Genomic DNA, 13,967 nt, shown 5'->3' on the forward strand with positions numbered 1-13,967 from the left:
AAGTAATTCCTTCGACTCCCGATAGCTATCGGGACAGGATGACATGAAGTAGGAAGTTTTTCTAATCAGAAATCTAAAATCTTAAATCACAAATTCATTTAAGCTCGCGGCAGGGATGGGCGTGAAAACCCCGCAGACGACAAAGGAGGCGAGGAGTTGCAACAGACAGCCCGGTCTTGTTGGCTTTTGAAGTCTTTAAAATCTCTACTTTTCTACCCAACAAGAGCCGCCCAAATCAATTCGATTTGAAAATATAAGTTTTCAGTTCAAAAAATTCTATTAAATTTAGATTCTAAATCTGCTTTTACTATGATGAGAAAATACATCCCTAACAGTATTTTACGCCAATTGATTTTTTTACTTCTATCTTTGGCGTTGCTATTCTTAGTTTTATACCATTTATCAGCATTTTTACCAGGATTTCTTGGCGCTTTTTGTTTGTACGTTTTATTAATTCACCCATTGCGATGGATGATGTACAAATGGAAAATGAAGCGAATTTGGTCGGTTATTTTATTAATGTTGGGAAGCATTTTGGTCATTGTGACGCCGATTTATTTTTTGATTGATATGTTGACCAATCGTGTGAGTGATGCTTTGGCAAATAAGGATAAAATTCAAGCGCAAATAGAATTGGGATTGCAGAAGGTGCATGAAGAATTTGGCGTGGATGTATTGAAAGAAATCAATCTTGGAGATGTTTCGGCTGTTATTGTGAAAGTGGTACAGGAGATATTAAATACTTCTATCAATGGTTTGTTACAGCTTGGTGTAGCTTATTTGATTGTTTATTTTATGTTGATGAATTATCGTAAAATGGAGAATTGGTTTTACGATAATATTCCATTGAAAACGGAAAATTTAGTGATTCTGAATAAGGATTTACGTGATTTGGTTATTTCCAATGCGGTTGGTGTTCCTGTGGTAGCAGTTTTACAAGCGGTTGTAGCCTATATTGGGTATTTGATATTTGGATTAGATCAAGCGTTTAGTTGGTTTATTGTAACCATTTTTGGAGCAATGGTTCCAGTTGTAGGGGCAGCGATTATTTACATTCCAGCTGTGATTTATTTACTGGCAAGTGGCGAAACGACCAATGCCTATTTGTTGTTGGCTTATTCGTTGATTGTAGTAGGTGCTTCTGATAATATTTTCCGTTTTTGGACGCAAAAAGTCATGGCAGATGTTCATCCGTTGATCACAATTTTCGGGGTTATCGTTGGGGTGAATATTTTTGGATTTATCGGAATTATTTTTGGTCCGATCGTCTTATCCTTGGTTATATGGTCGTTTAGAATTTACAAATTGGAGTTTTCGGGCAATACGCAAAAAGATGAATTGGCAAAGGAACAATTATAAGATTTAGGTTCAATCTATTAAGATTAATTTGTAAATTTGAGAATCTAAAATATTCTGATACTATTTATATTATGAGTCAGTCTTTATGGGGGTCATTTTAGTCATATGCTTTTCTGCCACCGAATTCTAATTAGCATTTGCAATTTGAATTTATTTGAAGTGCATTTTTGTCTTTAATTAGCCCCCTTTTTTTATCCGCCAACACGTTTTACTTTAAATCCTTTTTCCACCAAGAATTTCATGATTTTATCGCGGTAATCTCCTTGAATAATAATTTGATTGTCTTTGAAACTACCGCCAACACTCAAGAATTGTTTGATTTCTTTTGCCAGTAATTTAAAATCTTCTGTTTCTCCCTCATAACCATCAATAATCGTATTGACTTTGCCATTTCGCTTTTCAAATTTGCAAATCAAAGCTTCTTTCTGCACAAATAATTCATGCGAACTTTCTTCTTTTTCTGGTTCTGGTTCCGAAACGTGATCGGGAAATAATTTTTTTAATTGATCTTGTAAATCCATTTGTCAAAATTAAAGATTTCAGCTTAGATTTGATAAGATTTAGTAGTATGAATTTAAGTTATTGGGAATTGGATTCTTATTTTACCAATGTTGATTATACAATTATTGGTAGTGGAATTGTGGGATTGAGTACGGCGTATCATTTGCATTTGAAGCATCCGAATGCCAAAATTATTGTGTTGGAAAAAGGAACTTTACCAGAAGGAGCAAGTACTAAAAATGCTGGTTTTGCGTGTTTTGGGTCTGTTTCTGAAATTATTGATTATTTGAAATTTCATCCTCAAAACGATATCTATCAATTGATTGAAAGACGTTATTTGGGATTGAAAAAATTACGATCCCTAATTTCTGATCAAGCCATGAATTATCAGCAAAATGGCGGATATGAACTTTTTCGTCAGCAAGATGAAAAGTTGATGACTCAATCTTTTGAACAATTGGATGAAATCAATGAATTTTTGGAACCCATTTTTGGTGCGAAACCTTTTCAAGTTTCGTCCAAAGATTTTGGTTTTAAGGGAATTATTGGAGCTATCGAAACCCCTTTTGAAGGACAAATTCATACAGGGAAGATGATGCGAAAATGGGTGGAATTGGTTACTTCTGTTGGGATTCCGATTGTAAATAGAACGGAAGTGAAAGAATTAAATGAAATGAATTCAGGTATTGAAATTTCTATTACTTCGGGTTTAACCTTCAAAACTCACAAAGCTTTTCTTTGCACCAATGCTTTTACCAAAAATTTAGTGGATTTGGATGTGGTTCCAGCGCGTGCTCAGGTTTTGATTACAAAACCTATTGCCAATCTTTCTTTGAAAGGTTGTTTTCATATGGACCAAGGATTTTATTATTTCCGAAATATTCAGGATCGAATTTTATTGGGTGGTGCTAGAAATTTGGATTTTGAAGGCGAAACTACCACTGAATTTGCAACGAGTGACCGAATTCAGAAAGATTTAGAGAAGCAATTAAATGAAATCATATGTCCTAATCAAACAATTGAAATTGAGCATCGATGGAGTGGAATCATGGGAATGGGTTCACAGCGAAATCCGATTATCAAACAAATTTCTGATCACTTATATTGTGGTGTAAGACTTACCGGAACAGGTGTTGCTATAGGTTCTTTGGTTGGAGAGGAATTGGCCAATTTATTGGATTGATGTACTTTTACAAAAATTATAGACAATGGGTGTAGCAGATATTTTATTCAAAAGAAAAAAGGAATTGGCTGAGAAAAATTTAAAAGAAGGTCAAGCCTATATGGAAGAAAATGGCAAGAAAGAAGGGGTTATTACCTTGGAAAATGGATTGCAATATGAAGTTTTAACCGAAGGTGATGGACCCAAACCAAGCATCACAAGTACGGTTAAATGCCATTACCATGGAACAACGATTCATGGGGAAGTATTTGACAGCTCAGTGAAACGTGGTACACCTGCTAGTTTTCCTTTGAATCGTGTGATTGCGGGATGGACCGTAGGGGTACAACTGATGTCTGTGGGGAGCAAATATCGTTTTACCATTCCTGCTTGGTTGGCGTATGGAGAAGAACAAATCTCAAAAGAAATTGGTCCCAATTCAACCTTAATTTTTGAAGTTGAATTATTGGGAATTCAATAATTTACAACGAAATAGAAATAAAAAAAGCAATCAGTACTGATTGCTTTTTTTGTGGATTTATTTTTTGAATTTTTCAACTGCTTCGAGCGTTTTTTCTATTTCAATGTTTTGAATGGAATCCGAAATAAACCATGTTTCGTATCCTGAAGGAGCCAAATAAATTCCTTCGGTCAACATATGATGGAAAAATTGATTGAATGTCGCATGATCTGCTTGTTGCGCATCATCAAAATTTCGGATTGTTTTATCACCAAAAAAAACGGAAACCATTGAACCAAATCGGTTGATGCTATGCGCTATCCCTTTGTTGGACAAAATAGTCGAAATTTCTTCGTGCAAAATTTTTGTGGTCGTATTGATACGATTGTACAAATCTCTATCTTGATCCAAAATAGTCAAAGTGGTCAATCCAGCTCGCATGGCAATTGGGTTACCAGATAAAGTCCCAGCCTGATAAACAGGTCCCATTGGTGCTAAATAATCCATAATCTCTTTTCGTCCACCAAATGCACCCACTGGAAATCCTCCACCGATGATTTTTCCATAGGTAACCAAATCCGCATCGATATTCAAAGCTTTTTGTGCACCCCCAAAATCCAATCGGAATCCCGTCATCACTTCATCAAAAATTAACAAAGTTTCATTTTCGGTACAGATTTTTCGCAATTCCTGCATGAATCCTTCATCGGGTAAAATACAACCCATATTTCCTGGAATTGGTTCCAAAATAACCGCCGCAATTTCCCCTTGATTGGCATGGAAAAGTTCTTGAATGGATGCTAAATCGTTGAATCTAGCCAATAAAGTATCTTTTGCAGTTCCTTGGGTTACACCTGGACTATTGGGATTTCCAAAGGTCGCTGCTCCACTTCCTGCTTTGATCAAGAATGAATCGGAATGACCATGGTAACATCCTTCAAATTTGATGATTTTATCTCGGTTCGTATATCCTCTTGCCAAACGAATGGCGCTCATACAGGCTTCAGTTCCTGAATTCACCATTCTGATTTTATCTACATTGGGAACTCTTTCAATGATGAATTTCGCGATTTCGGTTTCCAATTCTGTTGGTGTTCCAAAGGAAAATCCTTTTTCAAGTTGTTGAGAAACGGCTTCCAAAACAACAGGATGAGTATGACCCAAAATCATGGGGCCCCAAGAATTGATATAATCTACATAGGACCTTCCATCTTCATCATATAAATAAGCTCCAAGAGCTTTTTTCATAAATACGGGAGTTCCGCCAACTGATTTAAATGCACGAACGGGTGAATTTACACCACCTGGAATATAATTTTGTGCCTCATGAAATAAGGCACTGCTTCTTTTGTATAACATCTTATCTTTTTCTAGATCTTAGGTGTAAAACAGTTCCAACTTTGGGTTGGTCGCCTGCTTTTAATTTATTTAAACTATATAATTTGTCGACTTTCATACCCATTTTTTGAGCGATTAAATACATGGTATCGCCTTGTTGAACGGTATATTTTTCGTCAGAACCTTTGTTTTTCTTTTTGCCAAAAAATACCAATTGTCCTGGTGTTAATTTCCCAGATGTTGGTAATTCATTGTATTTCGCTAAATCTTTGATGGAGAAATCATACAGTTTGGAAAGACTCGCCAAAGTTTCGCCCTCGTATGCAATCACATAATCTACACCTACTGAATGCCGTTTGATTCGCATCATCGGATTTTTGGCGCGTTTTTCAATTTCTATTTTCTTGATAGGTTGTTCGATTGTCACGGTAGCGACAGTCGCCAAAGGTTCAGGAATGGTTGCTTTTATAACTTCTTTTGTTGTTTCAGTCATTCCTGAAAGCGCAATGATATTGGATTTACCGTATAAATTTTCCAATACTTTGTCCACTTCCTCTGGATGAATTCGATCAAATTTATCTAGGTTGTATTTTTCAATTCGAGAGATTAAAATTCCTGCGTATTTCGGATTGGTTGCATAACCTGCTTTTTTTAATCCATGAGCCCAAGCTATGTAGTCCAACATATCCAATTTGAACAAATCTTTGTAATAGGGACGCTCGGCTAAAAATTTGGAATGATCGCGGTAACTTTCTTGAACCGATCCGTACACACGGAAACATTCGTTGGGCGCATCATCGGTATGACTGATGGTTGGACCGCTCCATTCTTTTGGGCTTTTGCATTTGATTCCAAAATGATTATTAGCTTTTTCGGCTAAACGACTTTGTCCTCCGCCAGTTTCCAAAATCCCTTGTGAAAGGGTAATACTTGCCGGAATTTTGTATAGATGCATTTCTTCCACTGCCAATCGAGCATGTGTTCTGATGTAGTCTATATCACGTGAATCTTGTGCGTATAGGTTGAAACAAATCAAAATGAGACTGATCAATAAACCCTTTTTTTTCATCTAATAATTGCTTTGTTTTCTTGAATTAATTGTTGATTAATGCCTTTTATTCCTTGTAAACCACCCGTGTGAATGGCCAAAACTTTTGATTTAGCTGGGAAGAAATTCTGTTTAACGAGATTTAGTAAGCCAAACATCATTTTACCCGAATAAATCGGATCCAAATTTACATTATATTTTTGGGTGAATTCGTTAAGGAAATCTATAAATTGAGGAGTAATCTTAGCATATCCACCAAAATGATAGTCCAATATAAGGTCAAAATTGGATTTGGAAGTCCATTGTTGAATTTCTTCTCGCAAAAAATCCGCGTTTTTTAAGGCAGGGAATCCTAAAATTGTTTGTTTGTCATTACATGATCTGATAATCCCAGAAATGGTTCCAGCGGTACCCATGGGACAAGCAATGAAATTATATTCTTTGGTATGTTGGCCTAAAATTTCTTCGCAACCTTTTACTGCGAACTCGTTGGTTCCGCCTTCTGGAAGGATGTAAACATTTCCGAATTTTTCTTTTAGTATTTCCAAAAATTCTGGATTGCTTTTGTTACGGTATTCCGATCTTGAAATGAATTCCAATTTCATCCCATTTTGAGAAGCCAATTGGAGCGTAGGATTTTCTTGATATTTTGATTCTAATTCTTCTCCACGGATAATGCCAATCGTTGGAATGGAAAACTCCTTTCCAGCTGCAGCAACAGCAGCAATATGATTGGAATAAGCACCTCCAAAAGTTAGCATGGCAGAATAATTGCCGTTTTTAAACGCTTCTAAATTGTATTTGAGTTTCCTGAATTTATTGCCAGAAATGTTTGGATGAATTTGATCTTCTCTTAAAAGATAAATTTCGACCTCATTGAGTTTGGTGATAAACTGAATTTCACTTTGTTCATTGAATTGAGAAAATTCGTTCATGATAAATACTTCGTAAAGGACCAGAATTTCCTGTTTTTTAAATAGTCAAAATCTATTTCGTTGGCATAAGCTTCTTTCTCAAAACTGATGTTAAAATAGGCAACTGTTGGATTCTTGAATTGAATCCAACGAATTAAAAATTCAATTCCATACCAAAGGAAAAAGAAAATCCATAGCATTTCAATTTGTTGACGTAAATGGATTTTTTCGTGATGAATGATTTTTGGATTATCTCGCAAAGATTTGTCTCTCAAAAATATAAATGGATATATTGCCAAACCGCGAAAGTCTTTTGCAAAAAGCCATGAAGTTATCACTATAAACATTGCACAAATCTATAAAGAATGGATGTTTAATTCAATTTCATACCCGTATCTTCTGCGAATTTTTTCTGTTCATCCAATAATTCGTTTTCCAAATTTAGAAAGTGTTCAAAATCGGATTTGGTTTTATTCAATTGTTCATCTGTTAAATTTTCCAATCGTTCAGGAGAATTAAAATTATAAATAAGACTATCGATATTGGGAGTGGTCAAATAATAATTTGAAACAAACGTAAAATACTTAATCGCCGCCATTTTGAATGAGGAATTCCCGTTGTAATCCTCTAATTTTTTGATTTTTGTCAACGCATTGTCCGAAATGTCAATTAATTCGCTACGATGGCGCTCAATGTCCTGTAAACTAACTTGAGGCGAAAAAAGAGAATCCAATTTGTCAACTATTTCCAATTGAGGTTGAATGATGGTATCGTTGTATCCAATCGCGGTTTTCCCCGAACAAGAAATAAGAAGAACTAAGATGACTAAAAAAACAATGCATTTTTTCATACAAGCAATTTTGGCAAATTTAAACAATTAAAAAGGAAAATATAGGCTGAAATTCAGTTGATTAAATTGTAGGAAGTCTTCCAATTCTATGAAAGACTGGAAATCGTACTTTTTGATAGGTTTGATTTTCCCAAGCCACTGAAAATTTATCTGTCAATTCTTCCAATGGATTTTTGCCAACTGCCTGAATATAATGTTTAAGACCCGACCAAGTGTTGAGATATCCAATCAAATCATCAAAAGTCCATTCATTCTGAATGTGAAAATTGGGAACGCTAATTTCTTCGAATGGGAAAGAAATGGTTTGATACTGCGATTCGACAATTTTTCGTTCAATGTCCCAATGATCTCCAATGATTTCCGAATACAAATAATCAATCAGAGAATTGATTTCGGGAGTCAATCTTGGTAAATCATATCCAATTGCTGCAATAATTCCATTGGGTTTTAAAACTCTTTTTGCTTCTGGAAAGAATTCATCCAAATCAAACCAATGTAAGGCTTGGGAAATTAGAATCAAATCAAATTCATGATCGGGAAAGTCCGTTTTTTCTGCGGGTTGTTGGCTATAGAAAATGTTGGATTCTTTTGCGGCGTTTTCCAATTGCTGTGCGCTGATATCTGTTGCTTGAACCTCTTTGAAAAATTTTGACATGATATAAGCTGACTGCCCATTTCCTGTACCACAATCCCATGCTTTTTCACGATTTGGAACTAATTCGAGGATATAATCAAATAATTCGATGGGCAAAGAAGGTTTGTATTTCGCATATAAATTGGATTGACTTGAAAAATTATCTTTCATTTCATCTGAATATTTTCCTGTAAATTACGGATATTTTTTCAATCAGTTAACCTTAGAATTCAATTGAAAGATGAGTCAAAAGAAAAAAATAGTCGTATTGACGGGAGCAGGAATTAGTGCAGAAAGTGGAATTTCTACTTTTCGGGACGCCAACGGATTATGGGAAAATCATGATATTATGGAGGTAGCTTCGCCTCAAGGTTGGCAAAAGAATCCTTCTTTGGTTTTGGAATTTTATAACCAGCGTAGAAGGCAACTAAAGGAAGTAGAGTCCAATTCGGCACATCTATTTTTAAAAAATATGGAAGAACGATTTGATATGGTGATTATAACCCAAAATGTGGATGATTTACATGAACGCGCGGGTTCTTCAAAAGTTCTTCATCTTCATGGCGAGCTGCGAAAAGTTCGAAGTGAAGCTAATGAAGAGTTGGTTTACAATTGGGAAGATGATGTTCATTTGGGTGATTTAGCCGAAGATGGTGCGCAGTTGCGACCTCATATCGTTTGGTTTGGCGAAATGGTTCCTATGATGGAAACTGCGATTCAAGAAGTAGAAAATGCAGACGGAATGATTGTTATTGGAACTTCATTACAAGTATATCCGGCAGCATCCTTATTGGATTTTTTGCCCAAAGGAAAACCTATCTATGTAATCGACCCCAACACCATTGAGTTCCAGAAAAATCCAATGATTCAGATTATACGTAAAACTGCCACAGAAGGTGTTTTGGATATTGATTTTGACAAATTTTAATCGGAAAAGTTAAAGCTTAAAGCTTTTTTAATGTTCTGTGAGATTAGAAGCTTATTCAAATACTGCCTCTTCCTAAGGATTAGGGACTCACATAAGAAGAGGCTTTATAATTGCTTGAGAATTTAGTGATTTGAGTTTTTCGCTTTTATTATAGTTGCCGTTAGGGGGAATACCATTGCGATAAAAATTCTCTAGGGTTTAGTTAAAGCAAAAATAAACCCTTCCTATTGATTATAAATAACTGTATTCAGCTATTTTTTTAAGCGTTTTGATATGGTAGTTTTGATAAAATCTAACTACAATTGAATAATCTTACACAAAACGTTTTATTTATTTGTTCCATCACAATAGTTTCTGGTGGTGGTGAGAAAAAGCATACAACTTCTTCAACTGAAGCAAACCAAACTGAAACTATTGCCAATATACTGACTCAAACAAGTTCGGAAACCGAAAAAGTAGAAGTAGTTGGAAGTATTTTAAACAATGCAGATGCTTTGAAAAAAGCAGAAGAATCATTGAAAAACTTGCCCAATTTGAAGGATAAAAACATACGTGTTTTTCAGGATATTCATTTTTATGGTGATGGAAGAATTATGGTGGATATTTTAAATCCGATTGTTCTTTAATTGAATTTAAGAATAGATAAGAAACTTACACAATAGGCACATAGACTTACTAGCGACACTGTGCAATTCTTTTGAAATTTATTTTAATAACCCCTTGTGCATTTTAAATAATTTGAGTTTTTAAACTGTTGATATTTCGACCAACGTATTCCTTATTAATGAATTGAACAATTGTCAGTGCGGTAATTTTAGCCAAAATACGAGTTTTAAAACCGTCAAAAGTTTTCGCATAATTTCGTCTGATCATAAACTGGTCGCAAAGCTGAGAGAATAGCGTTTATTCATTTGTTGTTATTTTATATTTTGGAATTCATGATATGCTTCGCAATTCAATGCGTTTTCTGTATTTTTTGAAAAGATAATATTGAGGTTTGTATTCTTTTTGATTGATTCTTTTAGGCGTTTCTAATTCAATATTGACTGATTCAAACAAATCAATCTGTATTTCTGATGAAAGATATCCTTTGTCGCCAAGTAGCAAACAATCTGATAGTTGATTTCTTATGTCCTTTAGAAAGTGGATATCGTGAACCGATGCAGGACTTACATCCACGCTTTGAAAAACTCCACTTACAGAACATACTGCGTGAAGTTTGTATCCATAAAAAGACATTTGCTGCGAGGCACAGAAACCTCTGTTTGGAAAACAATAATCTTGCTCTTTGCATATCTTAGAACGTGAACTTATTGCTATCTTACATATTTCCAGCGGCATACTGTCCACAATAAAACAATCTTCAAACTCATTAAATTGTTGTGCTAATTTCAGACGAATTTCATTGATTTCAAAAGCCAATTTCCTTTTTCTACGGTTGTAAACACTGCGTTCTATTTTAGTTTTGAGTGAAGTAGGGAGATTTCTAAACAAATGATTTTCACTGTCAATACCCATAAATTCTGCTGTCAGAGCTAAACTTATCAATTCTAAATCTTTCATTTGAGGAGATCTCCTTTGGTAACTCAAAAGTGTATCAGATGATATTTTTCTCAATACTTCCAAAATTGACTACGTCGAACCACTCCGTTAGGTTTCTTTCGTAATTTGCAATTAAGTTGTTCATTGTAAATGTTTTATGGCTAAAACAATTTACTGATTTTCAATCAGATGAACAACTTTTTTATCCTAATTCATAATGCACAACGGGTTAAAATTAAATCATAAAAGAATCCTAAATATACATTCTCCAATTAATTTCGTTTCCTAATCTTAAATAATTTTCCGTTTTTTGATTTTTAATTCAACCGAAAAACAAGAACGAATGAAGAAGATTTGGTTTGCTGCCATTTTAGCAGTTCAGTCAATTTACCTATACGCACAAAATTCCCCGTTTTTTATTGATTCTCTCCAACAAAAAAAATGGGTAGAAGACAAATACAATGCAATGACATTGGAAGAAAAAGTTGGGCAATTATTTATAGTTGCGGCTTATTCCAATCGTGATGCAGCCCACGAAACCCAAATCGAAAATTTGGTGAAAAATGAAGCCATTGGCGGATTGATTTTTATGCAAGATATCGCTGTCAAACAAGCCGAATTAACCAATCGCTACAACAAAGTGGCAAAAATTCCTTTGTTCATTGGGATGGATGCTGAATGGGGATTGGCAATGCGCCTTAAAGAAGTCAACCGTTTTCCTTGGGCGATGACCGTGGGTGCGGTTCAGGACAATTCTTTGGTTCAACAAATGGGAAATAACATTGGCGAACAATCGGCGCGAATGGGTGTTCATTTTAATTTTGCCCCAACGGTTGATGTCAATACCAATCCGAAAAATCCGATTATTGGAAACCGTTCTTTTGGTTCCGATGTGGGAAATGTTGCCCAAAAAGGAATCAGTTATATGTTGGGAATGAAGGAAAGAGGTGTTTTGGCTTCTGCGAAACATTTCCCTGGACACGGCGATACTAGTCAAGATTCCCACAAGGTTTTGCCAATGATCGCACACGATTTGCAGCGTTTAAAATCAGTGGAATTAGCACCTTTTCAAAAATTAATCGACGCAGGAGTCGCTTCTATAATGGTTTCTCACCTAAATGTTCCCGCTTTGGACAACTCAGGTTTACCAGCTACTTTATCCAAAAAAATCATTACCGATTTATTGAAAAACGAAATGAATTTCAAAGGCTTGGTGATTACAGATGCTTTAAATATGGACGGAGTTGCCAAACAATATTCGCCAGGAACAGTCGATTTGATGGCGTTTGAGGCAGGAAATGATATTTTATTGTTTTCGCAAGATGTGAAAACAGCGAAACAAAAAATTATAGACAAAATCAATTCAGGTGAAATTTCTGAAGCAAGATTAGCCGAAAGTGTCAAGAAGATTTTGGAAGCGAAATATTTCGTCGGATTGAACAATTCCAAACCAATTGATACCAAAAATCTTTTGGCAGATTTGAACAAAGTTTCCTTTTCAGAAACGACTTACCAATTGTATGAATCTGCAGCAACTTTGGTGAAAAATGAAGGAGATGTTTTACCAATCAAAAATTTGAACGATATCAAAATTGCCTATGTTTCTTTGGAAGAAGCCGAATACAATGATTTCGACAAAAGTTTGGATTTTCACGTTCCAGTTGATTTAGTCAAAATCAAATCCGCAGCCGAAATTTCGAAATTGAAAAACTATGACCAAGTTATCATTGGATTCCATAAATCGAACGAAACGGCTTACAAAAGCTATAAGATTTCGGAAAATTCAAAAGCCATTTTAAAAGCTGTTTCGGCTCAAAATTCTACAACCTTAGTTGTTTTTGGTAGTCCTTATGCCTTGATGGATTTAGATCTAAATCAAACCAAAGCGGTTTTGGTGATGTACCAAAATTTGAAAACAACCCAAGATATTGCGGCTGGATTAATTTTTGGCGCAGCTGCTATCAAAGGGAAATTACCCGTTGATGTTAATGACCAATGGAGATTTGGAAACGGAATTTCGATTCCCAGTTTGAACCGATTGGGCTTCGCCGACCCTGAATCAGTAGGATTGAGTTCCGAAATTCTAAAGAAAATGGATGTTTTGGCGCAAGAAGCAATCGATAAAGGGGCAACGCCTGGAATGCAAATTGTCGCCACGCGAAAAGGGAAAGTGATTTACGATAAAACATTTGGATACGAGAGCATCCAACGAAAAAAAAAAGTTGAACCCACAGATTTGTATGACGTAGCCTCGGTTACAAAAGTTACCGCAACGCTTCCTTTATTGATGCAAGAAGTGAGCGATGGGAAATTGAGTCTCAATCAAACACTTGGAACAATTATTCCGAAAGCAAACGGAACAAACAAAGCGAATATCACACTCAAAGAACTTTTGGCGCACCAAGCAGGTTTGCCGCCTTGGATTGGTTTCTACAAAGAATCGGTCAATGTGCAAAATGCTCGTTTGTATTTGGATTATTATTCGCGAAAACAAGATGAGGAACATCCGATCAAAGTCACCGACAATATTTACATCATCGGTTCGATTCGCGATACCATTATGACCGATATTTTGTATGCACCGCTTGCGTCGAAAAAGATGGAATACAGTGATTTGGGCTATTATTTGTACCAAGATTATTTGGAAACCAAATACAAAAAACCGTTGGATTCTTTGGTCAATGAAAAGCTGTACAAACCAATGGGAATGAGATTTACGACTTATAATCCTTTGGATCGTTTTACAAGAGAACAAATCATTCCAACCGAAAACGATAAAATCTATCGAAATCAATTGATTCACGGATACGTTCACGACCAAGGTGCCGCAATGATGGGTGGAGTAGCGGGGCACGCAGGCTTGTTTTCTACCGCTCGCGATATGTCGAAACTGATGCAAATGTATCTTAACGGCGGAACTTACGGTGGCGTTCAATACATAAAACCCGAAGTCATTCAAGAATTCATCAATACCCAATTTTCAGGAAATAAACGCGGTGCCGGATTTGACAAAATGGGCGGAAACACCAATTGCAAATGTCCGTCAGAACAAAGTTATGGCCATTATGGATTTACTGGAACGATGGTTTGGGCAGACCCAAAAGAGGAAATTGTCTATGTGTTTTTGTCCAATCGAATTAATCCATCGGTGAACAATAATGCTTTGGCTAATGGAAAATACCGCGAAAACATCCGTCAGGTTTTGTATGATGCGATTGTGAAGTAAATTAA

Annotated in this window: 13 protein-coding genes and 1 pseudogene; 6 read left to right on the forward strand and 8 right to left on the reverse strand. The window is 35.7% G+C overall.

Annotation, left to right across the window (positions count from 1 at the left end):
- Positions 1–309 precede the first annotated feature (309 nt).
- Entirely contained in the window at positions 310–1,359 is a 1,050-nt protein-coding gene (locus ABID46_RS12630) for an AI-2E family transporter (protein WP_354510669.1), read from the forward strand.
- Positions 1,360–1,550: 191 nt separating this feature from the next.
- Here the strand turns inward: ABID46_RS12630 and ABID46_RS12635 are convergent, their stop codons facing one another.
- A complete protein-coding gene (locus ABID46_RS12635; protein WP_354510671.1) occupies positions 1,551–1,880 on the reverse strand; it encodes a translation initiation factor in 330 nt (109 codons plus the stop codon).
- A 47-nt stretch (positions 1,881–1,927) separates the two neighbouring features.
- Here ABID46_RS12635 and ABID46_RS12640 point away from each other — a divergent pair, with 47 nt between their 5' ends.
- Together ABID46_RS12640 and ABID46_RS12645 are read left to right on the forward strand one after the other, a co-directional pair.
- The gene (locus ABID46_RS12640; protein WP_354510673.1) at positions 1,928–3,043 is read left to right on the forward strand and encodes an NAD(P)/FAD-dependent oxidoreductase; all 1,116 of its coding nucleotides are present in this window, start codon (positions 1,928–1,930) and stop codon (positions 3,041–3,043) included.
- Between the two features lie 25 nt (positions 3,044–3,068).
- Complete coding sequence (locus tag ABID46_RS12645; protein WP_354510675.1) at positions 3,069–3,503, forward strand: FKBP-type peptidyl-prolyl cis-trans isomerase; 435 nt, start codon at positions 3,069–3,071, stop codon at positions 3,501–3,503.
- Between the two features lie 57 nt (positions 3,504–3,560).
- Here ABID46_RS12645 and hemL read toward each other — a convergent pair whose 3' ends face one another.
- From hemL to ABID46_RS12675, 6 genes are all read right to left on the reverse strand, one after another.
- The gene (gene hemL, locus ABID46_RS12650) at positions 3,561–4,841 is read right to left on the reverse strand and encodes a glutamate-1-semialdehyde 2,1-aminomutase (protein WP_354510677.1); all 1,281 of its coding nucleotides are present in this window, start codon (positions 4,839–4,841) and stop codon (positions 3,561–3,563) included.
- Position 4,842: 1 nt separating this feature from the next.
- Positions 4,843–5,889, reverse strand: a complete 1,047-nt coding sequence (locus ABID46_RS12655) for a glucosaminidase domain-containing protein (RefSeq protein ID WP_354510679.1) — start codon at positions 5,887–5,889, stop codon at positions 4,843–4,845.
- Positions 5,886–6,803, reverse strand: coding sequence for a 1-aminocyclopropane-1-carboxylate deaminase/D-cysteine desulfhydrase (locus tag ABID46_RS12660; RefSeq protein ID WP_354510681.1), 918 nt, complete (start codon positions 6,801–6,803; stop codon positions 5,886–5,888). The genes ABID46_RS12655 and ABID46_RS12660 overlap by 4 nt, the downstream gene beginning before the upstream one ends.
- Entirely contained in the window at positions 6,800–7,081 is a 282-nt protein-coding gene (locus ABID46_RS12665; protein ID WP_435529330.1) for a hypothetical protein, read from the reverse strand. The genes ABID46_RS12660 and ABID46_RS12665 overlap by 4 nt, the downstream gene beginning before the upstream one ends.
- 74 nt (positions 7,082–7,155) lie before the next feature.
- Positions 7,156–7,632 (reverse strand): LIC11966 family surface protein, encoded by a 477-nt coding sequence (locus tag ABID46_RS12670; protein ID WP_354510685.1) that lies wholly within the window; start codon positions 7,630–7,632, stop codon positions 7,156–7,158.
- 61 nt (positions 7,633–7,693) lie between these two features.
- A complete protein-coding gene (locus tag ABID46_RS12675; RefSeq protein WP_354510687.1) occupies positions 7,694–8,437 on the reverse strand; it encodes a class I SAM-dependent methyltransferase in 744 nt (247 codons plus the stop codon).
- A 70-nt stretch (positions 8,438–8,507) separates the two neighbouring features.
- On the opposite strand from ABID46_RS12675, the gene ABID46_RS12680 reads away from it, so the two are divergent.
- Both ABID46_RS12680 and ABID46_RS12685 read left to right on the forward strand, forming a co-directional pair.
- Positions 8,508–9,194, forward strand: a complete 687-nt coding sequence (locus ABID46_RS12680; RefSeq protein WP_354510689.1) for an SIR2 family NAD-dependent protein deacylase — start codon at positions 8,508–8,510, stop codon at positions 9,192–9,194.
- Between the two features lie 302 nt (positions 9,195–9,496).
- Complete coding sequence (locus tag ABID46_RS12685; RefSeq protein ID WP_354510691.1) at positions 9,497–9,820, forward strand: hypothetical protein; 324 nt, start codon at positions 9,497–9,499, stop codon at positions 9,818–9,820.
- 103 nt (positions 9,821–9,923) lie between these two features.
- Here ABID46_RS12685 and ABID46_RS12690 read toward each other — a convergent pair.
- A pseudogene (locus tag ABID46_RS12690) lies at positions 9,924–10,881 on the reverse strand (IS982 family transposase).
- A 198-nt stretch (positions 10,882–11,079) separates the two neighbouring features.
- Between ABID46_RS12690 and ABID46_RS12695 the strand changes: the two are divergent.
- Positions 11,080–13,962: a serine hydrolase domain-containing protein gene (locus tag ABID46_RS12695; RefSeq protein ID WP_354510693.1), complete on the forward strand. Its 2,883-nt coding sequence runs from the start codon at positions 11,080–11,082 to the stop codon at positions 13,960–13,962.
- Positions 13,963–13,967 lie beyond the last annotated feature (5 nt).

Source organism: Moheibacter stercoris, assembly GCF_040545805.1.
Lineage (GTDB): Bacteria > Bacteroidota > Bacteroidia > Flavobacteriales > Weeksellaceae > Moheibacter > Moheibacter stercoris.